The sequence below is a fragment of the Pseudomonas sp. GL-RE-26 genome, assembly GCF_019956275.1.
GTDB lineage: Bacteria > Pseudomonadota > Gammaproteobacteria > Pseudomonadales > Pseudomonadaceae > Aquipseudomonas > Aquipseudomonas grandcourensis.
In genome coordinates this window covers 53,430-80,109 of record NZ_JAHBDI010000009.1, presented here as the reverse complement: position 1 = coordinate 80,109, position 26,680 = coordinate 53,430, and the positions used below count along the sequence as shown (strand labels likewise).

Annotated in this window: 28 protein-coding genes; 15 read left to right on the top strand and 13 right to left on the bottom strand. The window is 60.3% G+C overall.

Features of this window, described 5'->3' with window-relative positions; translation table 11 throughout:
* Positions 1–46: 46 nt before the first annotated feature.
* A complete protein-coding gene (locus tag KGB07_RS06630; RefSeq protein ID WP_046040313.1) occupies positions 47–721 on the top strand; it encodes a DUF3313 domain-containing protein in 675 nt (224 codons plus the stop codon).
* 102 nt (positions 722–823) lie between these two features.
* Here KGB07_RS06630 and KGB07_RS06625 read toward each other — a convergent pair whose 3' ends face one another.
* Positions 824–1,555 carry a tellurite resistance TerB family protein gene (locus KGB07_RS06625; protein ID WP_223464968.1) on the bottom strand — a complete coding sequence of 244 codons (732 nt, stop codon included), beginning with the start codon at positions 1,553–1,555 and terminating at the stop codon, positions 824–826.
* A 257-nt stretch (positions 1,556–1,812) separates the two neighbouring features.
* On the opposite strand from KGB07_RS06625, the gene pcsA reads away from it, so the two are divergent.
* Together pcsA and KGB07_RS06615 are read left to right on the top strand one after the other, a co-directional pair.
* Entirely contained in the window at positions 1,813–2,535 is a 723-nt protein-coding gene (gene pcsA / locus KGB07_RS06620; RefSeq protein ID WP_046040311.1) for a phosphatidylcholine synthase, read from the top strand.
* Positions 2,536–2,537: 2 nt separating this feature from the next.
* The gene (locus KGB07_RS06615) at positions 2,538–2,924 is read left to right on the top strand and encodes a DUF488 domain-containing protein (protein ID WP_223464967.1); all 387 of its coding nucleotides are present in this window, start codon (positions 2,538–2,540) and stop codon (positions 2,922–2,924) included.
* Between the two features lie 148 nt (positions 2,925–3,072).
* On the opposite strand, the gene KGB07_RS06610 is transcribed toward KGB07_RS06615, so the two are convergent.
* From KGB07_RS06610 to KGB07_RS06595, 4 genes are all read right to left on the bottom strand, one after another.
* Positions 3,073–3,447: a hypothetical protein gene (locus KGB07_RS06610; RefSeq protein ID WP_223464966.1), complete on the bottom strand. Its 375-nt coding sequence runs from the start codon at positions 3,445–3,447 to the stop codon at positions 3,073–3,075.
* Positions 3,448–3,484: 37 nt separating this feature from the next.
* Positions 3,485–4,084 (bottom strand): polymorphic toxin type 44 domain-containing protein, encoded by a 600-nt coding sequence (locus tag KGB07_RS06605; RefSeq protein WP_052960554.1) that lies wholly within the window; start codon positions 4,082–4,084, stop codon positions 3,485–3,487.
* Between the two features lie 797 nt (positions 4,085–4,881).
* On the bottom strand, positions 4,882–5,964 hold the full coding sequence (locus tag KGB07_RS06600) for a polymorphic toxin type 44 domain-containing protein (protein WP_052960553.1): 1,083 nt from the start codon (positions 5,962–5,964) through the stop codon (positions 4,882–4,884).
* On the bottom strand, positions 5,964–6,458 hold the full coding sequence (locus KGB07_RS06595) for a hypothetical protein (RefSeq protein WP_046040309.1): 495 nt from the start codon (positions 6,456–6,458) through the stop codon (positions 5,964–5,966). Before KGB07_RS06595 ends, KGB07_RS06600 begins: the two co-directional genes overlap by 1 nt.
* A 587-nt stretch (positions 6,459–7,045) precedes the next feature.
* Here KGB07_RS06595 and KGB07_RS06590 point away from each other — a divergent pair.
* The gene (locus tag KGB07_RS06590) at positions 7,046–7,408 is read left to right on the top strand and encodes a DUF6124 family protein (RefSeq protein WP_046040308.1); all 363 of its coding nucleotides are present in this window, start codon (positions 7,046–7,048) and stop codon (positions 7,406–7,408) included.
* 208 nt (positions 7,409–7,616) lie between these two features.
* Here KGB07_RS06590 and KGB07_RS06585 read toward each other — a convergent pair whose 3' ends face one another.
* Entirely contained in the window at positions 7,617–8,429 is an 813-nt protein-coding gene (locus KGB07_RS06585) for a class I SAM-dependent methyltransferase (protein ID WP_223464964.1), read from the bottom strand.
* A gap of 45 nt (positions 8,430–8,474) precedes the next feature.
* Positions 8,475–8,744, bottom strand: a complete 270-nt coding sequence (locus tag KGB07_RS06580; protein ID WP_046040306.1) for a DUF4242 domain-containing protein — start codon at positions 8,742–8,744, stop codon at positions 8,475–8,477.
* A 179-nt stretch (positions 8,745–8,923) separates the two neighbouring features.
* On the opposite strand from KGB07_RS06580, the gene KGB07_RS06575 reads away from it, so the two are divergent.
* Positions 8,924–9,901, top strand: coding sequence for an AraC family transcriptional regulator (locus KGB07_RS06575; RefSeq protein WP_046040304.1), 978 nt, complete (start codon positions 8,924–8,926; stop codon positions 9,899–9,901).
* Positions 9,902–9,977: 76 nt separating this feature from the next.
* Entirely contained in the window at positions 9,978–10,439 is a 462-nt protein-coding gene (locus tag KGB07_RS06570) for a GNAT family N-acetyltransferase (RefSeq protein WP_223464963.1), read from the top strand.
* A 17-nt stretch (positions 10,440–10,456) separates the two neighbouring features.
* Here KGB07_RS06570 and KGB07_RS06565 read toward each other — a convergent pair whose 3' ends face one another.
* The 3 genes from KGB07_RS06565 to KGB07_RS06555 form a co-directional block, all read right to left on the bottom strand.
* Positions 10,457–11,674 (bottom strand): cytochrome c biogenesis protein DipZ, encoded by a 1,218-nt coding sequence (locus KGB07_RS06565; protein WP_223464961.1) that lies wholly within the window; start codon positions 11,672–11,674, stop codon positions 10,457–10,459.
* 146 nt (positions 11,675–11,820) lie between these two features.
* Positions 11,821–12,075 (bottom strand): hypothetical protein, encoded by a 255-nt coding sequence (locus tag KGB07_RS06560; RefSeq protein ID WP_046040301.1) that lies wholly within the window; start codon positions 12,073–12,075, stop codon positions 11,821–11,823.
* A 48-nt stretch (positions 12,076–12,123) separates the two neighbouring features.
* Positions 12,124–12,387 carry a DUF2790 domain-containing protein gene (locus KGB07_RS06555; protein WP_046040300.1) on the bottom strand — a complete coding sequence of 88 codons (264 nt, stop codon included), beginning with the start codon at positions 12,385–12,387 and terminating at the stop codon, positions 12,124–12,126.
* 306 nt (positions 12,388–12,693) lie between these two features.
* Between KGB07_RS06555 and KGB07_RS06550 the strand changes: the two genes are divergently transcribed.
* Positions 12,694–13,434 (top strand): response regulator, encoded by a 741-nt coding sequence (locus tag KGB07_RS06550; protein WP_008023822.1) that lies wholly within the window; start codon positions 12,694–12,696, stop codon positions 13,432–13,434.
* On the top strand, positions 13,431–14,741 hold the full coding sequence (locus KGB07_RS06545; RefSeq protein ID WP_223464959.1) for an ATP-binding protein: 1,311 nt from the start codon (positions 13,431–13,433) through the stop codon (positions 14,739–14,741). The genes KGB07_RS06550 and KGB07_RS06545 overlap by 4 nt, the downstream gene beginning before the upstream one ends.
* A 925-nt stretch (positions 14,742–15,666) precedes the next feature.
* On the opposite strand, the gene KGB07_RS06540 is transcribed toward KGB07_RS06545, so the two are convergent.
* Positions 15,667–15,963, bottom strand: a complete 297-nt coding sequence (locus KGB07_RS06540; RefSeq protein WP_223464957.1) for a DUF1330 domain-containing protein — start codon at positions 15,961–15,963, stop codon at positions 15,667–15,669.
* Between the two features lie 70 nt (positions 15,964–16,033).
* Between KGB07_RS06540 and ribBA the strand changes: the two genes are divergently transcribed.
* From ribBA to KGB07_RS06510, 6 genes are all read left to right on the top strand, one after another.
* Positions 16,034–17,143 (top strand): bifunctional 3,4-dihydroxy-2-butanone-4-phosphate synthase/GTP cyclohydrolase II, encoded by a 1,110-nt coding sequence (gene ribBA / locus KGB07_RS06535; RefSeq protein WP_046043525.1) that lies wholly within the window; start codon positions 16,034–16,036, stop codon positions 17,141–17,143.
* Positions 17,144–17,457: 314 nt separating this feature from the next.
* Positions 17,458–18,483 carry an ABC transporter substrate-binding protein gene (locus KGB07_RS06530; protein WP_046043524.1) on the top strand — a complete coding sequence of 342 codons (1,026 nt, stop codon included), beginning with the start codon at positions 17,458–17,460 and terminating at the stop codon, positions 18,481–18,483.
* Positions 18,480–19,424 carry an ABC transporter permease gene (locus KGB07_RS06525; protein ID WP_046043523.1) on the top strand — a complete coding sequence of 315 codons (945 nt, stop codon included), beginning with the start codon at positions 18,480–18,482 and terminating at the stop codon, positions 19,422–19,424. The genes KGB07_RS06530 and KGB07_RS06525 overlap by 4 nt, the downstream gene beginning before the upstream one ends.
* A gap of 6 nt (positions 19,425–19,430) precedes the next feature.
* Positions 19,431–20,240, top strand: coding sequence for an ABC transporter permease (locus tag KGB07_RS06520; RefSeq protein ID WP_007976227.1), 810 nt, complete (start codon positions 19,431–19,433; stop codon positions 20,238–20,240).
* 16 nt (positions 20,241–20,256) lie between these two features.
* Entirely contained in the window at positions 20,257–21,411 is a 1,155-nt protein-coding gene (locus KGB07_RS06515; protein ID WP_223460843.1) for an ABC transporter ATP-binding protein, read from the top strand.
* A 264-nt stretch (positions 21,412–21,675) separates the two neighbouring features.
* Positions 21,676–23,391, top strand: coding sequence for an amidase (locus tag KGB07_RS06510; RefSeq protein WP_223464956.1), 1,716 nt, complete (start codon positions 21,676–21,678; stop codon positions 23,389–23,391).
* Between the two features lie 45 nt (positions 23,392–23,436).
* Here KGB07_RS06510 and KGB07_RS06505 read toward each other — a convergent pair whose 3' ends face one another.
* The gene (locus KGB07_RS06505; protein ID WP_046043537.1) at positions 23,437–24,435 is read right to left on the bottom strand and encodes a bile acid:sodium symporter family protein; all 999 of its coding nucleotides are present in this window, start codon (positions 24,433–24,435) and stop codon (positions 23,437–23,439) included.
* Between the two features lie 85 nt (positions 24,436–24,520).
* On the opposite strand from KGB07_RS06505, the gene KGB07_RS06500 reads away from it, so the two are divergent.
* Positions 24,521–25,309, top strand: a complete 789-nt coding sequence (locus KGB07_RS06500; protein ID WP_046043536.1) for an AraC family transcriptional regulator — start codon at positions 24,521–24,523, stop codon at positions 25,307–25,309.
* Positions 25,310–25,475: 166 nt separating this feature from the next.
* Here KGB07_RS06500 and KGB07_RS06495 read toward each other — a convergent pair whose 3' ends face one another.
* Positions 25,476–26,576: a polyamine ABC transporter substrate-binding protein gene (locus KGB07_RS06495; RefSeq protein WP_046043520.1), complete on the bottom strand. Its 1,101-nt coding sequence runs from the start codon at positions 26,574–26,576 to the stop codon at positions 25,476–25,478.
* Between the last annotated feature and the right edge of the window lie 104 nt (positions 26,577–26,680).

Sequence of the window (26,680 nt, the reverse complement as noted above, 5' to 3'; positions counted from 1 at the left end):
TTGTAAACAAAAGAACGAAGATTTCTTCCAAGGAGTAAACACCACTATGAATCTGTCCCGAAAACTGCTCGTCGGCGCCACGCTGGCCAGCCTGCTGCTAGGCGGTTGCACCTCGAAAGTGACGGAGAAGGAGCAATACTCAGGCTTCCTGTCCAACTACAACAACCTGCAGGAAGTCGAAACGCCGAGCGGCGGTACCGCGATGCGTTGGGTCAGCCCTTCGTGGAACCCGAATGCCTATGACACCGTGGTGTTCAACAAACTGGAGCTCTACCCGGCCCCCAAACCCGACGAGCGTGTCAACAAACAGACGCTGACTGACATTCAGAACTACATGACCAGCAAGGCCAAGGCCTCCCTGGGTCAGAAGTACCGCGTAGTGTCCAACACCTCGTCCGCTCCGGCGGGTTCCCGCCCTCTGATCATGCGTGCGGCGATTACCGGGGTGAATGCCGAGAACGAAGGCATGAAGTGGTATGAAGTGGTGCCCATCGCGGCTGTAGTCGGGGCAACACAGGCTGCTACCGGTCACCGTGACCAGGACACCACCCTGTTCATCGAAGCCGAGTTCATCGACGCGAAGAGCAACCAGACCGTGGCCAAAGTGGTACGCAAGGTGTTCGGTACCGCCCTGGAAAACGAAAGCCAGAAGATTACCGCCAAGGACTTCAAGGCGGCGATCGACAAACTGGGTACCGACTTCCAGGCGTTCCTCAAGTAACACGCTCAGGTGGCGAGGGAGCTTGCTCCCTCGCCACATGGAGTTCCTTCCTGACTCTTGCGGTCACTCCTTCATCCCCTCGTTTCAGTTGCCCAAGGTGATTTAGGCCGCAACGCCCTTGGCCCGCTGTTCCAGATGCAATTGCAATTGCGCGTCGATCTGCAACGCCGCGGCCAGTTCATCCAGATAGTTGCGCTCGGCGTCCTGCTGGTCGTCCACCAGCATCACGCTGGCCAGATACATCTCCGAAGCTATGCCGGGGTCGGTGGCCGATTGCGCAACGTCATTGGCGTCCAGTGGCTTGGCGACCTCGTCGTCCAGCCATTGCTGCAATTGCGGATCGTCGGTGTGACGGCCGATTTCAGTGCTGATCATCTGCTTCTCGGCTTCATCGATGCGGCCATCGGCCTTGGCCGCCGCAATCAATGCCCGCAGGATCGCATGGCTGTGCTCCTCGGCCTCCGGGCCAGCCAGCAAGTCCACGGTCCGTGGCGCTTCTTGCGGTGCTGACGCCTGACTGCGCTGCCAAGCCTGGTACGCCTGGAACGCCATCATGCCCAGGGACGCCAGCGCCGCATAATGGGTGCCGCCAGCGGAACGACTTTGCGGTGCGCCGCCCATCGGCGAACCACCGCCGAGCAAGCCACCGAGCAAATCGCCCAACCCTGCGCCACCACCGCCGCCACCTGCACCAGCACCACCGCCCAACAAGCCGCCGAGCAAACCACCCAGATCGCCGAGCCCGCCCTGGGCCGACGCGCCAGCGCCACCCTGTTGCGCCATCGAGCCCTGGCCGGCGCGCAGTAATTGTTCGAGCAGATCGCTGGTGTTCATGACGTTTTTCCTCTTGAAGGGCGTTTATCCAGTCAGGCAACGATAGCCCCCGCCGGCGAATGTGCCAGCACCGTTGGGCTGACCCGCCCGCGCTACCGCGGATTGCTCCGGGGTATTTCTTTAGGGCGCAGCTAAGATTCATAGGTGGTGAACCTTATTCCCGGATACCCGGTCGATACCTGCAACCCGACCCGGTTTGCCACCGCCCCGTACGCGGGGTGACAACTGGCTTGCTTCATTCACTGGAGAACGCCCCCGTGATTTCAACCCTGTACATCGCCAGGCTCAAAGCATGGGGCGCCCATGGCTTTACCGCCACTGGCGTGGTCACCGCTTTCCTCGCCACCCTGTCCCTGCTGGATAACCAGCCGACCCATTGCCTGCTGTGGCTGGGTGTCGCCCTGATCGTCGACGGACTGGACGGTGCGCTGGCACGCAAGGTCAACGTGCAGTCGGTGTTGCCGAGTTTCGATGGCTCGATCCTCGACCTGGTGATCGACTACCTGACGTACGTGTTTATCCCGGCACTGTTCATCTATCGCTACATCCCGTTGCCGGACTACACCTTGCTGCTGAGCGTGTCGCTGATTCTGGTGTCGTCGCTGTTCTGCTTCTGCAACGTCAACATGAAGAGCACCGACAACTACTTCCAGGGTTTCCCCGCCGCCTGGAACGTAGTTGCCCTGTGCCTGTACATCATCGCCCCGTCGCCGTGGATCACCTTCGTCACGGTCATCGGCCTGGCGCTGCTGACCGTGACCCGGATGAAGTTCCTGCACCCGTTTCGCGTGCGCCGGTTCATGCCGATCAACATTGCTGTAACGGCCATCTGGTTGCTGTGCAGCCTGTCACTGGTGCTCAACCATCCGCAGATCAATCCGTTGGTGATGGGGCTGTGGCTGCTGATGTCGGCGTACTTCCTGGGCATCTGCCTGTGGCGCACGGCGCTGGAGTGGTTCGACGAATCGAGGCTCAAGTAGCCATGGCGGTCCATATCGTCCAACTCGGTTCACCCCGGCGACCCGACGAAGGTTTGCGCCTGGGCACAGTCCGCCGCCCTCCCCGTGGCGTACCGAAAGCCGAATTCGCCCGTCTGGACTTTTATGATGTCTGGCAGCCGCTGCTGTCGCCTAGTGCGCAGCTGGTGGCCGAGGCCAAGGCTGCGCAAGATGCCAAGGCCTGGGAGGTGTTCCGGCGCAAGTTCAAGGCCGAGATGAGCCAGCCCGCGGCCAGTCAGTTACTGGACCTGCTGGCCGCGCTGTCCCATCAAACGTCCCTGGCCGTGGGCTGTTATTGCGAGGATGAAGCGCATTGTCATCGGTCGGTGTTGCGCGAATTGCTGGAGGTGCGGGGGGCGGAGGTCGTTTAGCTGGTCTGAACACTGGCCCTCGTAGGAGCGAGCTTGCTCCGGGCGGCATTCCGACGATTGCGGTGTATCAGTCACAACACTTGCGACTGGACGCCCCCTATCGTGAGCAAGCCCAAACGGAAACGGCACCTTTCGGTGCCGTTTGCGATTATGGTTTCACCAAATCCCATTGGCACTCTTTCAACCTATCTACATCAATACCACTTCCTTTCTGCATATCAATGTTGCCGTCGGCGTCGAGGAAAATATGCATGTTGGGCCACTTCGGTGTGATGCTGATGCAGTGCCAACGCTCGTTCTCAACAGCCCAAGAAAACTCCATGAAAAATTCGGTATCCGGAAATAGATATCCGTGGTCACTGGTGGCACCTCCGGGAGACATCCGTCCCCTGTATATCCGGTCTTGGACGTTCCATGTGTACCGCAATCCCCGCTCGGCATCCTTGGAATAATTGACGGTTGCGCTGGGTAGAACATAAATATTCCATAGGGCCATCAACTGCAGTACCAGCAGCGGAAACAATGGAATCCATAGCCATCCTATGTACCGAAATCGTGGTTTATTTACAGACGTGGACACTGACTCCATCTCCCCAATTCTCTGGAGCTACCGCCAACACTTTATTCATGATCATCTGCGCTGTTATCCCGCCATTAGGGTGCTGATTGGCGAGCTTTATACCGATACTTATCGACACTCTATCAGCTACATCATCCCATGATCGCAATTGAGTCCAAGGGCTGGCTGTAGGACGAGGGCCAGGGAGTTCTCTATCCTTTTTGGGGGTTGTTCGTAACTCTTCGGCCTTGCGCAAGGTATCTGATGCAATTTGTTCGGCCCCTGCGCCGTCTAGCAGCAAGCTTTCGGAAAGCCCCCCTATGATTCCGACATAACCGTAGTGGATGTTCGACCAAATATCGTAGTAGTACAGGTACTTCCCTTGCTTGTGCCGGACTCCGGGGAATAGTTCACGAAGCTTCGGCTTATGATCCCACTCCATATTTTGACCCACTTGTTTAGTCCAGATCGCCATCGCCTCAAGCTTCTTCGCCAACGCGATAGCGTTGAAATTCGGTGGTCCAGCCAGTCTGGCGTACCATGGTAGTTCCAGAAATTTCCTGGCGGCTGCGCTACTTTCATAGTTGATCAATTCCTTCATTTACAGCACGGCCGGACGCTGGATTTTTCGATTCATTTTTCCAGCGATATCGGCGTCTTCTAATATCTGCGCCTGATAGTCACCCTGTGCTTGATGGCTCGGTTCTCCCGCTGGATGGCGTAGCGGTACCGATAGCAATGAACCCAATGTCACAGGCAGCCTGAATCAAGGCACCTGCTTCGCAAGTAAACGGGAGCAAGCTCCCTCGCCACAGATGATTTGTTGTCCTGATAAGTGCGTTCGGGCTGGAGAACTTGGTTGCCTGGGATAACCTCTTCGCGGGCAAGCCCGCTCCCACAGTGGATCTCCTGAGTACTCAGCCTTTGTGAGTGCCTGCGATTAATTGTGGGAGCGAGCCTGCTCGCGAAGGCGATGGAAAAGGCAGAAAAAAAACGGCACCTTTCTATGGGCTCGCGGTATCCGTGATGCATTGTTTCAAGCGATCCGAATCCGTACTGCTGCTTGGGCTTTTGTCGAGAACCCCATCCGCTGCGATGTAGATACTGGTCGTTGGCCAGCTAGGGCTTATCATTACACAATGACTTTTATTTGAGGCCGTCCAGTCAAGCCGCATAAAGAAATCATCATCGGGAAAAAGATGGCCAGCCCCCCCTGTAGATTCGCCGGGAGAAATGTCACCTCTAAAGATATCGTGTTGAGTATTTAGGATAAATTCCATCTTCCCATTTCCTTCTTCCGAGAAATAGATTTTTACCCTCGGGACGGTGACGTACCAGACAAGATAAATAAGCAGCAATAGCGTTAACAGTCTGCGCTTGAGATAAAAGCGAGCCTTTTTATTTGCAGTTGTGGACACTTATACCCTTCCCCCAATCAGAAGGATCACCTGCAAGCACTTCATCCATAATTATCTTGGCGCTGACCCCACCGGTTGAATAAGCTTTGAAGAGGCTCACGCCAATAGTTATAGACTTTCTGTCTGGAATATCATCCCACGCCCTTAATCCCTTTATGTCATCTGAGCGATGAGGCCCTGGCTTATTTTCCCAATCTTGAAACTTACGTACCGTGTCGGAAATGATCTGCTCAGCACCTGCACCATCCAATAACACCTGCTCCGAAAAACCTGCAGCCATTCCTACATATCCATAATGAATATTCGACCAAATATCGTAAAAATAATCATATTTCCCCTGTTTATGGCGAACATCGCCCCCGAACTGAACCTTTATCTTCGGTTTATGATCCCAGGGCCGATTCTGCCCGACCCGCTCTGTCCACAGCGCAAACGCCTCGGCTTGCTTGACAAGGGCGATGCTGTGGAAATTGGGTTGGTGGCCGAGTCGCAGGTAAAACGGGATCTCCATGTATTTATTATTTTCAGCCACCGGGTCATAGCTGTTCAGCTCCTTCATTTTCGGAACCGAAGGGTGGGTGATGTTCCGGTTCATCTCATTGGCTATGTAGCTGGCCAGTTCTTCCATTCGGTCCGGGTGATTGCAAGAAGCAGGATTGCCAAGAGAGGCCGTGACCTTCGCTGCAGGTTTCAGACCTGTCATCTGGGGATTCGTTGTAAACCTGCTATCCGTTTGGGTCGTCGGAGGAGCGGCGGCCCTGATAGCACTCCGCATGGGGCTTGCCTCATTTTGATAGCTGGCCGTAAACACCGAGGGAATCAGTTGGGCTTTGCAGGGACAATTACTGTGACTATCCAGCGTGCCAGCCATAGCTTTGCCATGGCTGATCTTGTGTGAAATACCACCGACAATCTGATAAGTCTTGCCATCTTTGCCGCAAGTGACCCGATCACCTTCGCGCGCATGAGCGATACCGTACATCATGATTCGGGTGTCACCATCCAGCACTTTGCCGCCGCAGGTGGTCTTGTCATGCAGGCCGATGAAATATCCTTTCTCCATTAGTTCTCTACTCCCTCTATGGAGGGCAGAAAATCCTCTCCCATGGGCACGCCTTCACGCGCCACGTACATGCAAATGCCTTGGGATGTATTGATGATCTCGTCGCCATTGCACAGACGACTACCGACCAGCGCCAGATGGCTATTCTCTTCGCCTGCTGTCGTTACGATCTGCGCCGTCCTGCCATCGGCATACACGACGAAATCGCCTTTCTGCGCTCCACGTACTTTTTGACCGCTGTCCAATATGAACTCCAGCGGCGACGTCGCTTGCTGGATCACCCCGCCGTCACGGGTCTGACTGCCCTCGGATGCGACTCGGTAAATAGCGCGAGGTGGATGTGTTTCAACGTAAGCACGCTGCTGATCAATGATCGCCCGGGCCTCCTCGGCAAATTGCGCAAGTTGCTCCTCGGTGAAAGGCGAGTTGTCCAGACTGCGGAGAAATTCAGGAGAAACTTCGTTGGTATACAAGGGGTGCAGAGGTGCATTCATTTACAACTTCCTTATCGTCATCGATTTGAGTTGCCTTCTCTCTCGTCTCGGCAGAAGCGCTGAGCAAAGAAAATATTGGGCGACGACGAATAAGACGGTGGGACGCGTGCTGAAAGCAATCCAATGGCATAGCCAAATGAACGAATAGGAATTTTCGCAATAACCAACAACCCATTTCCTACAGCGATAGTTCCATAAGTTAATTTTTCGCGCAGTGGAGGCCCACTCAAAGAAATTTAAACGCGCCCGTTTAATCGCTTGGGAAATTACTTCCTGAAAGCTACACCACCTTGCGCCGTTGCCTACCGGTGCGACAGAATCCGCCGGCTTGTGCGTCGTGGGCTTGGGTTCTATCGTTTGCCGGTCATTGAAAAATCAGTGATCGGGCTTGGTAGGCCCGTAGCATCGACGCATAGCGTCACCTTTACTGCCCAGTGTCTGGGCGGTGTTTTTATGGTGACCATGCGCAGGGCTCCTTCGGGGGCGCCGGTTCCGATGCCCGGTCTACCAACCTTCGTATGGTCGCCACCCTTCGTTTGGTAGCGAGGCGGTGATGGCTCCTTTTAAATAGCGTCGGAGTTCCATCTATGTTCAAGGTCACACCCAATCCGCCGGAGACCGATCCGCCATCCCCGTACGAAAACGCCGCTTCAGAAAAATCTCACGTAGACGCCGAGCAGCCGCTCGACTATGACCTGAAGCCAGACGTCCCCATCATGGACATTCCGCGCTCAGTCGGCACGATGTTCTTCGTCAACCCAGAGCTCGATGCAGAAACCCTGCTGGCCCATGCATGCGAATCACTGGCTTCGGCCAATGTCATGACCATGGATCTGGCGGATCATATGGAAGGCCCCAGGCGCAACTCCCTGCTCGGCATTGCGCAAGTCATCATGCTGGGCGAGCTGGCGGTGAATCGCGCGCTGGACCAACTTGACCCACATGAGTAACCGCCGCTGCCTTTGACCGAGTCGCTTGACCTGATTTTCTGATCTCCGTTTACAGGAACAGGCACGAACAAAAACGGCACCTTCGGGCGCCGTTTTTGCGTGTAGGAGCGAGCTTGCTCGCGAAAGCGGTGTATCAGCCACAGAAACTGCGACTGGAAGACCATCGCGAGCAAGCTCGCTCCTACAGAGGGTTTTGCATTGTTATCGATCACCGCCGCGTGATCACCACCTCCAGATATTCACTCGGTACCACCAACGAATTGTCGCCCGCCCGGTTCATCCGGTTGATCAGCTCGGTCAAGTCGGTCTCCAGGGCCTTGGCGCCATCCGCGGGCAGCGCAGCGAAGGCCTTGTGCACCGGCCCGTACCATTCGCGGAAGGTGTCGATGAAATGCGCCGCCGAGCGATAGCGGAAATTGAACGTGCGGCGCCTCACCTGGAGCAGGAACTCACGCTCGTCGAAATGCTCGTGCAGCCAGGCTTCGCTGCCCCAGCGTGAGGGCGGATTCGCACCAGGAGGGGGTGGCAGGTGCTGGCCCAGGGTCTTGAACATCTGGCCGACGAATCCTTCCGGCGTCCAGTTGGCCAGGCCGATCCGCCCGCCCGGGCGACACACCCGCGCCAGTTCCGCGGCGGCCTTGGGCTGGTCCGGTGTGAACATCACGCCGAAGGTCGACAGCACGGCATCAAAACTGCCGTCGGCAAAGGGCAAGGCTTCGGCATCGGCGACCTGGAAGGAGACGTTGAAGCGTTCTGCCCGGGCCCGTTCTTCACCGCGTTCGAGCAAGGCAGCGACGTAGTCGGTGGACGTCACCTGGCAGCCACGGCGGGCAGCCGCGAGGGTTGCGTTGCCGTTGCCGGCGGCAACATCGAGCACGCGCTCATCGCACAACAGGTCGCAGGCTTCGGCCAGTTGCTCGCCGACGATCTGCAGGGTGGTGCCGATCACGGCGTAGTCGCCGCTGGCCCAGGAGGCCATCTGGCGGTTTTTCAAGGCAGTCAGATCAATGGGTGTACTCATGGAGACGGTCTCTGGGTTGAAACACGAATCGCGCCTGGCGGGCATTCACTCCGCCGTTGTCGGATCGATGATGTTCATGACCTGGGAAATGCGGTTGGCGGGAAAACCACTGATCCTGGCGTGCTCCTGGATCTGCTCCTCGTTCGGCGAGATGTACACGCAGTAGAGTTTGTCACCGGTGACATAGCTCTGCAGCCACTGCACCTCTGGCAACTCACGCAACGCCTGGCAGGACTTTAGCGAAGCGGCTTTCAAATCCCTTTCCGAAAGACCTCCTGCGCCCTGGATCTCGCGTTCAATCACGAACTTCGGCATGGCAACCTCTCTTTTCTTGTTCTGGGTAGCAGGGCCGGTATTGACCCCGTAGACAAACTATCGTCCTGACGGGCGCTGGCGTCCTGTCCGATCGTCGCCCAACCCTGCCCGATCGTCCGGAGATTCCACGTTGCGCACCGGCGCGCTCACAATCAGGAACCTCCCACGGGGAAACCCCAATGGACGCTCTGTCACAGACCCTGCGCGTCGTGCACCTGGTCGGCGCTATCTTTATCAACGCCCGGTTCACCGCGCCCTGGTGCTACCAGTCGCCCAGCGCCGATACGGCGGCGCCGTTTCTGGAGCCCGGTGCGGAACGGGTGGTGATCTTTCACCTGATCACCGAGGGCGAGTGCTACGTGGAATTGGGCGATGACCCGCCGCTGCTGCTGAGTGCGGGCGACGTGGTGATCTTCCCCCAGGGCGATGCTCACCGCATGTGCTCACATCCCGGATTGCCCCCGGCCACGGGTGCGCGACTGGATGCGGTGCTGGCGCGCCGCCCCCGGCAATTGAGTTATGGCGGGGGTGGCGCGGTCACCCGGTTGGTGTGCGGTTACCTGGCGTGCGATACGCGCCTGGCGGGCATGTTGCTCAAGGGCTTGCCGGCGGTGGTGCGGGTCAACGTGCGCGGGTCGGATGCCGGTATCTGGCTGGAATCCTCCGTGCGTTATGCCCTCGCCGAAGCCCGCTCGCCTCGCCCTGGCGGCGAAGGGGTGTTGGCCAAACTGGCCGAAGTGCTGTTCATCGAAGTACTTCGCCTGTACATGAACGAACAGGGCGAAGGCCGCACCGGTTGGCTGGCCGGTGTGCGCGACCGCATCGTCGGCGCCGCCCTCAACGCCTTGCACAAAAAACCCTGCCACGCCTGGACACTGGACGAACTGGCGCGCACCGCCAGCACTTCAAGATCGGTGTTGGCCGAACGCTTCCAGCAACTGGTGGGCGTATCGCCGATGCAGTACCTGACGCAATGGCGGATGTTGCTCGCCGCCAACCTGTTACGCAGCAGCAACAGCTCATTGACGCGCATCGCCGAAGAAGTGGGATACCAGACCGATACCGCCTTCAGCCGCGCCTTCCGTCGCGAGTACGGTGCGCCGCCAGCGGCGTGGCGGCGCGGTCAGGCCACCTCGAATCACTTGAGCAGTCGCTGAACCGGCGGGGGCGACAGCACCGCCCAAGCCCGCTACTCTCGCTACCCAGCGACCAACCTATGAAAGGACTCACAACATGGCACCCCGCCTGGACTGGCTTGCTCGACATATGCAGCACAGCAATACATTCGCTTCGTGGATCCACCAACAGTTCCACTACGAATACGCCGGACAGCCCCTGCCCGACTGGCAACGAGAGTTCGCCGAAGGCCAGAACAACGGCGACTGGAAATGTCTGATCGCCCTCGACCATGACGAGTTGCTGGGCGGCGCGGCACTGGCCAGGGCTGACCTGGCCCATCGCACGGATCTGAGGCCCTGGCTCGCTTGTGTCTTCGTCGCCCCCGAAGCGCGCGGAAAGGGCCTGGCGGAGCAGTTGATAGAAGGGATTTGCGCGCAAGCCAAAGCCAGCGGCGAGACGAAAATCTACCTGCACACCCAGGACCAGAGCGCTTACTACGCCAAGCGCGGCTGGGTGGTGCAAGAGCGGTTTCAGGCATGGGAAAAAGATCAATGGCTCATGGCGCGGGACCTGTGAGCCATTGATCGAGCAAATTACGCCGCTGGCGCGCTGGCCTTGGCCTCCTCCAGCAATTGTTGAATCATTTGTTCCTGAGTGTCGTAGCTACCTTCACCGAAGTGGGTGTAACGCACCTGCCCCTTGGCATCGATCAGGTAGTGCGCCGGCCAGTACTGGTTGTCGAAGTTGCGCCAGATCGCGTAGTTGTTGTCGATCGCCACCGGGTAGGTGATGCCGTACTCCTTCACCTTGGCCCTGACGTTGTCGATGATGCGTTCAAAGCCGTATTCAGGTGTGTGCACACCGATCACCACCAGCCCGTCCTTTTCATACTTCTTCGCCCAGTCCTTCACGTACGGCAAGGTGTGCTTGCAGTTGATGCAGTCGAAGGTCCAGAAGTCCACCAGCACCACTTTGCCTTTCAGGGCTTCGTTGCTCAGTGCCGGTGAGTTGAGCCAGTCCACCGCACCGGACAGCGAGGGCATGGCGCCCTGGGCATCGCCCATGGTGCTGTCGGCCTTGACCTTGCTGACCAGGTAATCGACGACTTTCGGCACGGTTTCCAGCACGCCTTTCTCTACGCTGCCGACACCTTCCGAGGAGGTGTTGGCCAGCAACAGGTCGTTGGCCCCCGTTGCAATCACAGCCGCACCGGCAAGCACCGCAACCCCGGCGCCACGGCGCAACCAGCCGGTGACCGGAATCGAAGGTTTCAAGCGATTGACCAGGCCGCGACCGGCAAAGATCAAGGTGCCCAGGGACAGCGCGCTGCCCACGCCATAGGCCACCAGCAACAGACTGGTGCCGGCGTTCGCCCCTTGCAGCATGGCGCCGGTGAGAATCACCCCGAGGATCGGCCCGGCGCAGGGTGCCCAGAGCAGCCCGGTGGCGACACCGATCATGATCGACGCCAGCGGCCCGGACATCTTGCGCGAGTTCGGGTCGATGCGATTGCCCAGCAGCACGAAGGGCCGCGCCAGCCAGTCACCGACCCGGGCGGAAATCAGCGACAGGGCGAACAGCACCATCACCAGCAGCGCTACGTGGCGGCCGGTGTTGCTGGCCTGGATCACCCACTCACTGCTGACCACGGCCAGGCTGGAGACCAGGGCAAAGGTCAGGACCATGCCGCCGAGGGTCAGCAGGATCGAGGAGCGTGTGCGGTCGGCCCCGGCAAACAGGAATGGCACGACCGGCAGGATGCACGGGCTGAGGACGGTCAATATGCCGCCCAGGAAAGCGATGAGTAACATGGGATCACCTAATACACATTAGAGGGCGACACATCACCACTGTAGGAGCGAGCCTGCTCGCGATGGCGTCCGGTCAGGCGACACATCCTTGACTGAACCATCGCTTTCGCGAGCAGACTCGCTCCTACAGTTGATTTGGGGTGTTCTCAAGCCGTTTGCTCATCCAGCAGCTGCCCCTGCGGCGTACGGCTGGCACCGTTCTCGGCGAGCATCTGCCCTTGCGGCGTACGGCTGGAACCGTCCTGCGCCAGGAAGCCTTGGGTGCCCTTCTCCGCCACCGGCGTGAGCTGGAAGCAGGTGTTACTGGCGCAGGCGCTCTGCTCGACAGCGGCGTTAGCATGGGCGGCCGCACCGGCGACGGAAAAGGCGATGGCGGTCAAAAAGCGGGAAATGTTGTTCATGATGTCCTTCCTGTTTCAAATGGATTAAGCGGCGGTTGATCGCAACACTCAGTTTTCCGAGTTGCAGTTGTCGGCGAATTTGCGGTAATCCAGCACCTGGGTTTTCGACTGGGAGTCGAGGTACGTCATCTGCGCATTCACCACGCCGCAGGACGCCGTAGTGTCCTCGGTCAGTGACACCACTTTCCTGATATCCAGTTGGGTGCCGTAGGTGTAGGTTTTGGGGGCGACATCGGCTTCGGCACGGGCCGACAGGGTGCAGATGTTCAGGGCGGCAAACAGGCAGGCGGCGTAAATGGCCTTGGTGTTCATGGCGAGCTCCTCAGGGTTTCAACAGGTTGATCGTTGATTGATCCGAGGCGCTCTGGCTGGCCTCGATGGAACCTATTAAAAGCCTGGGAGGTATCTCGTCTGTGTCGGGAATCGGCGTGAATTAATCGCTGCGTATCAGAACGGTGCCTGGATACACAGCAATACAAAACCGCTGGAAATCGGCTTTTTTGCCTTCGTGTGTATCCGCAGGCAAGCCAGATACACTGCAATACAAAGGGCGGCAGGCGAGCCCGCCCAGGCTCGATAGACTGTGTGGCATTCCCCATTTACCAGAGGTTTGGCCCAATGGATCACGTTGATCACATCCTCATCGTTGACGATGACCGCGAAATCCGCGAGCTGGTTGGCAACTACCTGAAGAAGAACGGCCTGCGCACCACGGTCGTGGCGGATGGACGGCAGATGCGCGCTTTTCTGGAAACCACCCCGGTGGACCTGATCGTGCTGGACATCATGATGCCGGGGGACGATGGCTTGCTGTTGTGCCGCGAACTGCGCGCTGGCAAGCACAAGGCCACGCCGGTGCTGATGCTCACCGCTCGCAACGATGAAACCGATCGCATCCTCGGCCTGGAAATGGGCGCCGACGACTATCTGGTCAAGCCATTCGCCGCCCGTGAACTGCTGGCGCGGATCAACGCGGTGCTGCGACGCACGCGCATGCTGCCGCCGAACCTGGTGGTGACCGAAGCCAGCCGCCTGTTGGCCTTCGGCCGCTGGCGCCTGGACACCTCAGCCCGTCACCTGCTCGATGCAGACGGCACCATGGTGGCCCTGAGTGGTGCCGAATATCGATTGCTGCGGGTGTTTCTCGACCATCCGCAGCGGGTGCTCAACCGCGATCAATTGCTCAACCTGACCCAAGGCCGCGACGCCGATCTGTTCGACCGCTCCATCGATCTTTTGGTCAGTCGCCTGCGCCAGCGCTTGCTCGACGACGCCCGCGAACCGGCCTACATCAAGACCGTGCGCAGCGAAGGCTATGTGTTTTCCCTGCCGGTGGAAATCCTGGGCGATCAATCATGACCCTGGCGCTGCATTGGCCGCGCACCCTCGCCTCGCGGCTGTCGCTGATTTTCCTGATCGGCCTGATCCTCGCCCAGGCGCTGTCCTTCGGCGCGCAGTACTACGAACGCTACGAGTCCTCGAAAAACACCATGCTCGGCAACCTGGAAACCGACGTTTCCACCTCCGTTGCCATCCTCGACCGCTTGCCCGCCGATGAGCGAGCCGGCTGGCTCAAACAACTGGAGCGGCACAATTACAGCTACATGCTCAATGAGGGGTCGCCGGGCACGCCCATCCGCACCGACATGCCCGATGCCCCCATTGCCATTGCCTCGATCAAGGACGCCATCGGCCACGATTACCCGATGACCTTTACCGACATTCCCGGGCCGAAAAAACATTTTCAAGTGCACTTGAACCTGGCGGATGGCAGCCCGCTGACCATCGACGTCCGCCCGACGATGGTGCCGTTGTCGCCCTGGCTGCCCATCGTGTTGCTCGGGCAACTGGCGCTGATGCTGGCCTGCTCCTGGCTGGCGGTGAGAATTGCCATCCGCCCCCTCACCCGCCTCGCCGGTGCCGTCGAAACCCTGGACCCCAACGCGCACCCGGTGCTCCTGGACGAAAAAGGCCCGAGCGAAGTCGCCCACGCCGCCCGGGCCTTCAACTCGATGCAGGCACGCATCGCGGCGTACCTGAAGGAACGCATGCAATTGCTCGCGGCAATCTCCCACGACCTGCAAACCCCCATCACTCGCATGAAACTGCGCGCCGAGTTCATGGACGACTCCAGCGAAAAAGACAAACTGTGGAACGACCTCGGCGAGATGGAACACCTGGTACGCGAAGGCGTGGCCTACGCCCGCAGCATCCACGGCGCCACCGAAGAAAGCCGCCGCACCGACCTCGACTCGTTCCTCGACAGCCTGGTATTCGACTATCAGGACGTGGGCAAGGACGTTCAGCTCACAGGCAAGAGTGCAGCCGTCATCGACACCCGCCCCCACGCCTTGCGCCGGGTGCTGGTCAACCTGACGGACAACGCATTGAAGTTTGCCGGTGCTGCCGAGTTGCAGGTGGAAAGGCAGACCGATGGCGACCTCTCGATCAGGATCCTCGATCGTGGCCCGGGGATCGCCGAGGAAGAACTCAAGCAAGTGATGGAGCCCTTCTACCGCGTTGAGAATTCCCGCAACCGCAGCACCGGCGGCACTGGGCTGGGGCTGGCGATAGCCCAGCAACTGGCGGTCGCGATTGGAGGGTCGTTGACCTTGAGCAATCGAGAAGGGGGCGGGTTGTGTGCGGAGTTGCGATTGCCGGTGTAGATGTTTTCGGTTCGGGTTCTCGGGTTTACTCGGGGCTTGTGGCCACTGAAGATCCCTGTGGGAGCGAGCTTGTTCGCGATGGCTTTGTGTCAGGCGGCGTGGATTTTTGAAGGTGTACATATCCGTTGCTGCGGTAACGGCCACTTAGGGTTCCGCTCTTACAGCGGGTCACTTTGAAAAGCGCAAAGTAACCAAACGCTCTTGCCCCTGACATTCGGTGCCTCGCCGTGGCTCGGCATCCCCTCGCTCCAGTCCTGCTCCGTGGGCCCGCCGCCATCGGCCATCCATGGCCGGGGGCGGCTAACCCGGCATCCATGCCGGGTTGCCCACTGCGCAGAACCTCCACTCGGCCTCACGAGGGGGCGTACACCGCAACAGCGCCCGAGGCGGCCTACCGGCCGGCCTGTTTGCTGGGGTCGTTCGTCTGTGATGTACCTGGTCGACTTGCAGGCCGCTATCGCGAGCAGGCTCGCTCCTACAGTTGGATTGGGTACATTCAAAAGAAATTGGTCGGCCGGCAGGCCGCCTTCGCGAGCAGGCTCGCTCCCACAGAAGAGCAAAGGCAGGTCGGCGTACACCCACGCTCCTCACCACTCATCAGGCCGAGCGTTAGCTCGCCTGCAGCTCTTGATCTTGATCCACCCGCCCCCTCGGCAGGCTGAGCGGAGGTGTTCATCCGGGGATTGGCGCGCAGCGCCGTTCGACGCAGTCGAACTCATTGCATGTAGGTCGAAGCGAAGCCGACCGGAGGGCAATGCCCCCGGATGAATACCGCAGCGAAGGAACACCGAGCCTTGGCGAGGGGCCGTACGTAAGGGGCGAGACCTTTTGGTTCCTTTTGGGGCGTTTGCCAAAAGGGACTCGCCGTAAGGGCGAAACCGCCAGCCGCCGTTACCGCAGAAACGGATATGTACTCAGTCGCTTTTCAGAGCGGCGCCACACCCTCGACAATAATCACCTCTGCCAAAGCCACACCCTCACGGTGCCCCCTAGCCTCCTGATACAACGCCGAGTGATAGCACGCCACCGCCTGCTCATAGGAATCGAACTCAATCACCACACTGCGTTGCGGCGTAGGCCGGCCTTCCATCGCCTCACTGCGCCCACCGCGAGCCAGAATCCGACCGCCATACAGAGCAAACGCCTGCGGCGCCCGCTGAGTGTATTGGCTGTATTGATCAGGGTCGGTGATATCCACATGAGCAATCCAGTACGCCTTCATAGTGACCTCTCGGTTTATTTTGTATTATGGTATACCACATTACCAATCCAACAAACACTGAGACTCCAGCATGGCCTTCAACAGCATCGAAGAAATCATCGAAGATTACCGCCTCGGCAAAATGGTCCTGCTGGTCGACGACGAAGACCGGGAAAACGAAGGCGACCTGTTGCTGGCCGCCGACTGCTGCACGCCCGAGGCGATCAGCTTCATGGCCCGTGAAGCCCGGGGCCTGATCTGCCTGACCTTGACCGACGAACACTGCAAACGCCTGGGCCTGGAGCAGATGGTGCCGAGCAACGGCAGCGTGTTCAGCACCGCCTTCACCGTGTCCATCGAGGCCGCCGTCGGCGTGACCACCGGTATCTCCGCAGCAGATCGCGCCTGCACCGTGGCCGCTGCCGTCGCCGCCCATGCCGGCCCCGCCGACATCGTGCAACCCGGCCATATCTTCCCGTTGCGCGCCCGGGAAGGTGGCGTGCTGACCCGCGCCGGCCATACCGAAGCCGGCTGCGACCTGGCACGCCTGGCCGGCCATACGCCCGCCTCGGTGATCGTCGAAGTGATGAACGACGACGGCACCATGGCCCGGCGCCCGGACCTGGAAGTGTTCGCGCGCAAGCACGGGATCAAGATCGGCACCATCGCCGACCTGATCCACTATCGCCTGAGCACCGAGCACACCATCGTGCGCATCGGTGAGCGTGACCTGCCGACGGTGCACGGCACCTTTCGTCTGATCACCTTTGAGGATCGCATCGAAGGCGGTGTCCACATGGCCATGGTCATGGGCGATCTGCGCCGCGAGCAACCGACACTGGTGCGCGTGCATGTGATCGACCCATTGCGCGACCTGGTCGGCGCCGAATACAGCGGGCCGACCAACTGGACGCTGTGGGCCGCCTTGCAGCGTGTCGCCGCCGAAGGCCACGGCGTGGTGGTGGTACTGGCCAATCACGAATCCTCCCAGGCGTTGCTCGAGCGGGTACCGCAATTGACCCAGCCGCCCCGGCAGTTCAGCCGTTCGCAGTCACGGATTTATTCGGAAGTGGGCACCGGTGCGCAGATCCTGCAGAACCTGGGTGTCGGCAAGCTTCGTCACCTCGGGCCGCCGCTGAAGTATGCGGGCTTGACCGGGTATGACCTGGAGGTGGTGGAGAGTATTCCATTCACCGAGTGATTCCGAGTTTCCTCCAATGTAGGGGCTTGCCTGTGGCGAGGGAGCTTGCTCCCGTTGGACTGCGCAGCAGTCCTTTTTGGGGCCGCTCCGCGACCCAGCGGGAGCAAGCTCCCTCGCCACAGTCATGCTCACTTGAGCAACAAAATATTCGCTTTCGGCTGATAGCCGGTACGGCAAAGTGCTTGCACAAAGTTTGGAATACCATAATATGATATTCCATAGACCGGACAGTCAGCACTGACTCGCCGGACCTACTGCTCCCGATAGGCGGGCACAAAAGCCCCGCTCATAAACACAACAATGAGGGCGTGAAAATGGTGTTGAACAAACGTGCGACCGCAGTTCTTTTTGCGGGACTGCTGAGCGTGACCAGCCAGGCATTGCTGGCGGCTGAAAGCGTCAACTTCGTCAGTTGGGGCGGCAGCACCCAGGATGCGCAGAAGCAGGCCTGGGCCGACCCGTTCAGCAAGGCCAGCGGCATCACCGTGGTGCAGGATGGTCCGACCGACTACGGCAAGCTCAAGGCCATGGTCGAAAGCGGCAACGTGCAGTGGGACGTGGTCGACGTCGAAGCCGACTTCGCCCTGCGCGCCGCCTCCGAAGGCTTGCTCGAACCCCTCGATTTCAAAGTCATTGATCGCGACAAGATCGACCCGCGCTTCGTCAGCGATCACGGCGTCGGCTCGTTCTTCTTCTCCTTCGTCCTCGGCTACAACGAAGGCAAGCTCGGCGCCAACAAGCCTCAGGACTGGTCCGCGCTGTTCGACACCAAGACCTACCCCGGCAAACGCGCCCTCTACAAATGGCCAAGCCCTGGCGTGCTCGAATTGGCACTGCTGGCCGATGGCGTACCTGCCGACAAGCTCTACCCGCTGGACCTGGACCGCGCCTTCAAAAAGCTCGACACCATCAAGAAAGACATCGTCTGGTGGGGCGGCGGTGCGCAGTCGCAGCAGCTGCTGGCCTCCGGTGAAGCGAGCATGGGCCAGTTCTGGAACGGCCGGATTCACGCGCTACAAGAAGACGGCGCTCCGGTCGGCGTAAGCTGGAAGCAGAACCTGGTCATGGCCGACATCCTGGTCATTCCCAAGGGTTCGAAAAACAAGGACGCGGCGATGAAGTTCCTGGCCAACGCCAGCAGTGCCAAGGGCCAGGCGGACTTCTCCAACCTGACCGCCTACGCCCCGGTCAACGTCGACAGCGTACAGCGCCTGGACTCGGTGCTGGCCCCGAACCTGCCGACCGCTTACGCAAAGGATCAGATCACTCTTGATTTCGCGTACTGGGCCAAGAACGGTCCGGCCATCGCGACACGGTGGAACGAATGGCTGGTCAAATGAAAATGACGGCAACCGCGTCTCGTCCATCCACTGCCACCGGGAGCGCCACGGGCGCTGCCGGTTCGGCGCCTGCCAAGGCAGCTGTGATGACGCAATCTCCTTCCCTGGCGCAGCGCTGGCGTGGCGCGAGCAACCTGGTGCCCGCCCTGCTGTTTCTTGGCCTGTTCTTTCTGGCGCCGTTGATTGGCCTGCTGCTGCGCGGCGTGCTGGAACCGGTGCCGGGCCTGGGCAACTACGAACAACTGTTCGCCAACTCGGCCTATGCCCGGGTCTTGCTCAACACCTTCTCGGTGGCTGGCCTGGTGACCCTGTTCAGCCTGTTGCTGGGCTTCCCGCTGGCCTGGGCGATCACCCTGGTACCCCGTGGCTGGGGTCGCTGGATCCTCAGCATCGTGCTGCTGTCGATGTGGACCAGCCTGCTCGCCCGCACCTACTCCTGGCTGGTGCTGCTGCAAGCCTCCGGGGTGATCAACAAGGCGTTGATGGCCATGGGCATCATCGATCAGCCGCTGGAGATGGTGCACAACCTCACCGGCGTGGTGATCGGCATGAGCTACATCATGATCCCGTTCATCGTGCTGCCGTTGCAGGCGACCATGCAGGCCATCGACCCGATGATTTTGCAGGCCGGTTCGATCTGCGGCGCCAGCCCCTGGACCAACTTCTTCCGGGTGTTCCTGCCGCTGTGCCGGCCGGGACTGTTCTCCGGCGGCCTGATGGTGTTCGTGATGTCCCTCGGTTACTACGTGACCCCCGCACTGCTGGGCGGTGCGCAGAACATGATGCTGCCCGAGTTCATCATTCAGCAGGTGCAGTCGTTCCTCAACTGGGGCCTGGCCAGCGCCGGCGCCGCGTTGCTGATCGTGATCACGCTGGTGTTGTTCTACTTCTACCTGAAGCTCCAGCCGGAATCACCGGTTGGCGCCAGCAACGCGAGGTAAGCCGTTATGCTCCTGACCCCCAATGCCATGAGCCGGCGCATGCGCTTCGGCCTGTATGCCACCACCGGGCTGATCGGTCTGTTCCTGCTGCTGCCGATCGTGTTCATCGTGCTGCTGTCGTTCGGATCGTCGCAATGGCTGGTGTTCCCGCCACCGGGCTGGACGCTGAAATGGTACGGCCAGTTCTTCTCCAATGCCGACTGGATGAACGCGGCCATGGCCAGCCTCAAGGTCGCGGTGCTGACTACGTTCTTCGCCGTCGCTTTGGGCCTGCCAACCGCGTTCGCCCTGGTGCGTGGCCGCTTCCCCGGCCGGGAAATGCTCTACGGCCTGTTCACCCTGCCGATGATCGTGCCGCTGGTGATCATCGCCGTGGCGGTGTACGCGCTGTTCCTGAAACTGGGTTACACCGGGACCATGTTCGCCTTCGTGGTCAGCCATGTGATCGTCGCGTTGCCGTTCACCATCATCTCGATCATCAACTCGCTGAAGCTGTTCGATCAGTCGATCGAGGATGCGGCGGTGATCTGCGGCGCCTCGCGCCTGCAAGCGGTGTTCAAGGTGACCTTCCCGGCGATCCGTCCGGGCATGGTGGCCGGCGCCCTCTTCGCCTTCCTCGTCTCGTGGGATGAAGTGGTGCTGAGCGTGATGATGGCCAGCCCGACCCTGCAAACCCTTCCCGTGAAAATGTGGACCACCCTGCGCCAGGACCTGACGCCCGTGATCGCCGTCGCTTCGACGCTGCTGATCGGCCTCTCGGTATTGGTCATGGTGATCGCCGCCGCTCTGCGCCGGCGCAACGAAATCAGCGCTTGAGCGCCAGGAGTACGACATGAGTGCAGTGATCAAAGATTCCGCGCAGCAAAATGACAAACCCCTGGTCAGCTTGCGTAACCTGAACAAGCACTACGGCGACTTTGCCGCCGTGGACAACATCTCGCTGGACATCAAGGACGGTGAATTCCTCACCTTCCTCGGCTCCAGCGGCTCGGGCAAAAGCACCACGCTGTCGATGCTGGCCGGCTTCGAAACCCCGAGCAGCGGCGAGATCCTGGTCAACGGCCAGTCGCTGGTGAACGTGCCGCCGCACAAACGCGACATCGGCATGGTGTTCCAGCGCTATTCGTTGTTCCCGCACCTGTCGGTACGCGACAACATCGCGTTCCCGTTGGCCATCCGCAAACTGGCCGCCGCCGAGCGTGAGCGTCGGGTCGATGCGATGCTCAAACTGGTGCAGCTTGAGCAATTTGCCCATCGCCGCCCTTCGCAACTCTCCGGTGGCCAGCAGCAACGGGTCGCCATTGCCCGGGCGCTGGTCTATGAGCCGCGCATCCTGCTGATGGACGAACCCCTCGGTGCGCTGGACAAAAAACTGCGCGAAGACTTGCAGGATGAACTGCGCCAGCTGCATCGGCGCCTGGGCATCACCATCGTCTACGTGACCCACGATCAGGAAGAAGCCATGCGCCTGTCCCAGCGCATCGCGATTTTCAGTCACGGCAAGATCGTCGGCCTGGGCAGCGGCTATGACCTGTACCAGAATCCGCCGAACGCCTTTGTCGCCTCGTTCCTCGGCAACTCGAACTTCCTCAAGCTCAAGGCCCAGGGTAATGCGGTGGCGACCTTCGAAGGGCAACCGCTGTCGATCCGACTCACCGCCGGCCTGCAAACCGATCAGGACGTGCTGTTGATGGTGCGTCCGGAAAAAGCCCTGGCCCTGAGCAATGAACAAGCCCTTGCCGAACCGCTGGCCGCCGGCTGGAACGAAGTCTCGGCCAAGGTCGTGGAAGTGTTGTTTCTCGGCGAAAGCCAGACCTGCAGCGTGATCACCGCTGGCGGCACCTCGATGACGGTCAAGGCGCTGTCAGCCGCCGGCATGCCGCTCAAGGCCGGCGACCCGGTGCGAGTGCGCTGGGCCACCGCCGATGCCTGCGTGTACACCGAATGGGCCGAAAGCGACCTGAACAAGGCCGCCGGCGCTCACTGATCCTTTGGCCTGCGCGTGCGGGCCACTATAATGAGTCACCCTCGGGCCACCACAACGTCGGGTTGTGGTGGCCTTTTTTCTGTCACCTGTAAGATAAATTGGACAACGGATTCCTAAAATCCCGGTTTAATGCTAAATAGTGCTCAGTATTTTTAACACCCGACCCTGTCGTGCCACACAGTGCAACGAGAATAACGATATGAAAGTCCATTTCGAGAAAAGTGAAGTGTTTGGGACCCTCCACCTGCAAGCGGCGGTGGCAGCATGATCGAAGTTACCGAAGTTTCCATTGCCGAGCTGCGCGCCGCGCTCGAATCCGGCCAGACCACCTCGGTTGAACTGGTCCAGGCTTATCTCGCGCGGATCGACGCCTATGACGGCCCCGAAACGCCTACCGCATTGAACGCCGTCGTGGTTCGCAACCCCGAGGCGCTCGCCGAAGCGCAAGCGTCCGACGCCCGTCGCGCCAAGGGCCAGACCCTGGGAGCACTGGACGGTATCCCTTACACCGCCAAGGACAGCTATCTGGTCAAGGGCCTCACCGCCGCTTCCGGCAGCCCGGCCTTCAAGGACCTGGTCGCCTATCGCGACGCGTTCACCATCGAACGCCTGCGCGCCGCCGGGGCCATCTGCCTGGGCAAGACCAACATGCCGCCGATGGCCAACGGCGGGATGCAGCGCGGCGTCTACGGCCGCGCCGAGAGTCCGTACAACGCTGACTACCTCACCGCCCCATTCGCCTCCGGTTCGTCGAACGGCGCGGGTACTGCCACTGCCGCGAGTTTCGCGGCCTTCGGCCTGGCGGAAGAAACCTGGTCGAGCGGTCGTGGCCCGGCCTCGAACAATGGCTTGTGTGCCTACACCCCTTCACGCGGGGTGATCTCAGTGCGGGGCAACTGGCCGTTGACCCCGACCATGGACGTGGTTGTGCCGTTCGCCCGGACCATGGCTGACCTGCTGGAAGTGCTCGACGTGGTAGTGGCCGATGACCCGGACACCCGTGGCGACCTGTGGCGCCTGCAACCCTGGGTGCCGATCCCGAGCTCGTCCTTGGTGCGCCCCAAATCCTACGCCGCACTGGCCGCCAACAGCGAAGCGCTCAAAGGCAAGAAGTTCGGCATTCCACGCATGTACATCAACGCCGACCCTGAAGCCGGCACTTCCGAAGCACCGGGCATCGGTGGGCCGACTGGCCAACGCATCAACACCCGTCCTTCGGTGATCGGGCTCTGGGAACAGGCGCGCAAGGCCCTCGAAGCCGCGGGCGCCGAAGTGCTCGAAGTGGACTTCCCGTTGGTCTCCAATTGCGAAGGCGATCGCCCTGGCGCGCCGACCGTGTTCAATCGCGGCATCGTTTCCAAGGAATTTTTACACCATGAACTGTGGGACCTGACCGCCTGGGCGTTCGATGATTTCCTGCAAGCCAACGGCGATCCGAAACTGAATCGTCTGGTGGATGTCGACGGCCCGCAGATCTTCCCTCACGACCCGGGCACCCTGCCCAACCGCGAGGGCGACCTGGTCGCCGGCATGGATGAATACGTGCGCATGGCCGAACGCGGCATCACCCCGTGGGACCAGATCAGCACGATGCCGGACGGCCTGCGCGGGCTGGAAAAAACCCGCAAGATCGATCTGGAAGACTGGATGGATCACCTGGGCCTCGACGCGGTGCTGTTCCCGACGGTTGCCGATGCAGGCCCGGCAAATGCCGATGTCGATCCGCAATCGGCGGATATCGCCTGGAGCAACGGCGTGTGGGTCGCCAATGGCAACCTCGCCATCCGTCACCTCGGCGTGCCGACGGTCACCGTGCCGATGGGCGTGATGCCGGACATCGGCATGCCGGTCGGCCTGACGTTTGCCGGGCGCGCCTATGACGACTCTTCGCTGCTGCACCTGGCGTCGGCGTTCGAGTCGACCGGCAGCAAGCGCATGATCCCACCGCGTACCCCGCCATTGGTCGCTGACAAGCGCTAACCGGTAAGACCGTGGCGGCTCACTCGAGCCGCCACGGCTGGCAAATCAGGGATCAACCTGGGCCATCAGTTCCGGAATCGATTCCGGTCGGTTGGCATAACGCTGCGCCAACATCGCACAGACCATCAGTTGAATCTGGTGGAACAGCATCAATGGCAAGATCAGCAAGCCAATGGTGCTACCGGCAAACAACACCTGCGCCATCGGCACCCCGGTCGCCAGGCTTTTCTTCGAACCGCAGAAGAGAATGGTGATGCGGTCTTCCTGGTTGAAACCGAATGCCTTGCCCAGTACGGTCGAGGCCACCAGCACCAGCGCCAGGACCACGCAGCACGCCACCACCAGCCCAACCAGATCCAGCAACGGAATCTGGTGCCAGAGGCCTTCGATTACCGCCTCGCTGAACGCACCGTAGACCACCAGCAGAATCGAGCCCTGATCGACGAACTTCAACCAGCTCTTGTTGCGCGCCACCCAATTGCCGATCCAGCGCCGCGCGATTTGCCCGGCAATGAACGGCAGCAGCAACTGCACGCTGATCTTGAGGATGGCGTCGAGAGTCGAGGAGCCTTCGCCGTGCACGTTCAACAGCAGGGTCACCAGCAACGGCGTGAGGAAAATCCCGAACAGGCTGGACGCCGCCGCGCTGCAAATCGCCGCCGGGATGTTGCCCCGCGCCAGTGAAGTAAAGGCAATCGCCGACTGCACCGTGGCAGGCAGCGCGCACAGGTAAAGCATGCCCATGTACAGGTCATTGCCGATCAGCGGCGACAGCAGCGGCTTGAGCGCCAGGCCGAGCAGCGGGAACAGCACGAAGGTCAGGCTGAACACCAGCAAATGCAGGCGCCAGTGTCCGGCACCGGCAATGATCGATTCGCGGGACAGCTTGGCGCCATGCAGGAAAAACAGCAGCGCGATGGCGATGTTGGTCAGCCAGCCAAAACCGACCGCGACCTGGCCGCTGGCGGGCAGCAGGCTGGCGAGCGTCACTACGCCGATCAGGGTCAGGGTGAAGTTGTCGGGTAACAGACGGGGGCGAGTCATGGGGTTGATCATCCGGGGGTTGCCAGTACGTGAAAACGACTCTAACGTGACTGGGAATTACCGACTAACGCCGATGAGCCAGCTGATGCCGCCTAAAGGACATGACAAGAGTGTTCGACGCAGTATTCCCGGGCTGTCCAGCCTGCCACGACCGCTCTACGGCCGTACCGAATCGCTGCCCAATCGCGCCCTGACCCGGCGCCACAGCCACCCGTGGGTGCAGCTTTCTTATGCAATTCAGGGCGTACTCGAAATACAGACCGGCGTCGGGCGTTTCGTCGCCCCACCAGAGCGGGCGGTGTGGATTCCGGCGGGCATGCCGCACCGGGTGTTCAGCTCGCCGCGCACGGAAATGCGCAGCCTGTACATCGACTGCAGCGTCTCGACGTGGGCGCCGCCGGGCTGTCATGTGTTGGGGGTCAGCGATCTGTTGCGCGAGTTGATCCGCGCCTTCAGTCAGATACCAGTGGAATACGATCAGAACGGTCCGCACGGTCGGTTGGCCCAGGTGATTCTGGATCAATTGGCGCAGGCGCCGCAGATCGATTTGATGCTGCCCCTGCCCCAGGACAGCCGATTACGGCAAATCGCGCAGAGCCTGGAGTCGCATCCGGAGCAACAGACCACCCTCAGTCACTGGAGCGACCAATTCGGCGTCACCGAGAAAACCCTCAGTCGCCTGTTCCTGCGCGACACCGGCCTGACCTTTCGCGCCTGGCGCCAGCGCTTGCGCCTGCTCGGCGCCCTGACGCCACTGGAACAGGGCGAGCGCGTGACCGACGTCGCGCTGTCCTGTGGCTACGACTCGACGTCGGCGTTTATCGCTGCCTTCCGCCAGCAGTTCGGCGAGACACCGGGGGAGTTTTTTCGCTGAGCCCAGCACAGGGCCATGGGTGTACACAGAATCTGTACTCGACACAAAACCCTGTGGGAGCGAGCTTGCTCGCGATGGCGGTGGATCAGTCGACACATGTATTGACTGACACTACGCCTTCGCGAGCAGGCTCGCTCCTACAGGGATCTCACACAATCTCTCGGTGTTACTGATCGGACTTGATGCTGGTCCAGACCCGGGTACGCACCCGCTCAAGCTTTTGCGGCAATGGCTGCACGACGTACAGCGTCTTCAAGGCCTCGCTGGTCGGTGTCAGGTTCGGGTTGCCGGTGATGTCCTTGTCGATCAGCGCCAGCGAGTCCTTGTTGGCATTCGGGTAACCGAGGAAGTCGCTGATCGGCGCGATGACTTTCGGGTCCAGCAGGTTGTTGAGGAATTCGTGGGCCTCGGCGACGTTCTTCGCACTTTTCGGGATGGCGAAGGTGTCGAACCAGATCGGCGCGCCCTCTTTCGGCAGGCGCCAGTCCACGACCACACCGTTGCCCGCCTCTTTGGCGCGATTGCCGAATTGATAGAAACTGCCGGAGTAACCGATGGCCACGCAGATATCGCCGTTGGCGATGTCGGTCATGTACTTGGCGGAGTTGAAGTAGGTGACGTAAGGGCGAACCTTGAGCATCAGCGCCTTGGCTTTTTCGTAGTCATCCGGGTTCTGGCTGTTCGGGTCCAGGCCCAGGTAATGCAGGGCCAGCGGCAGGATCTCCGACGGCGAGTCGAGCATGGCGACGCCACAGGCCTTGAGCTTCTCCATGTTCTCGGGCTTGAACACCAGGTCCCAGCTGTCCACCGGCGCATTCTCGCCCAGCGCCGCCTTGACCTTGGCCGGGTTGAAGCCGATCAGCACGGTGCCGTACATGTAGGGCACGCCGTACTGGTTGCCCGGGTCGTTCTTGTCCAGCAGCTTGAGCAATGCAGGGTCCTGGTGCGACCAGTTCGGCAGCTTGGACTTGTCGAGTTTCTGGAACACGCCCGCCTTGATCTGGGTTTCGATGAACTGGTTCGACGGCACCACCAGGTCGTAACCGGAGTTACCGGTGAGCAACTTGGCTTCCAGGGACTCGTTGGTGTCGAAGGTGTCCCAAGTCACCTTGATCCCGGTGTCCTTGGCGAAATCCTTGGGCACGGACGGCAGGATGTAGTCCGCCCAGTTGTACACCCGCAATTCGTGCTGTTCGGCGTGCACCGCGCTGGCCAGCAGCGACAGTCCGCAAACGGTGGCGCCCAGTATGCGTTTCATTGAGTCCATGGATCATTTCCCCAAGTGTGGCGTGAGTTCGATGGTTTTTATGTTCTGTACACGGCAGCGGCCTTGAAAATAGCCAAGGGCAAGGAAGTGAAGCGTTTGGTTGT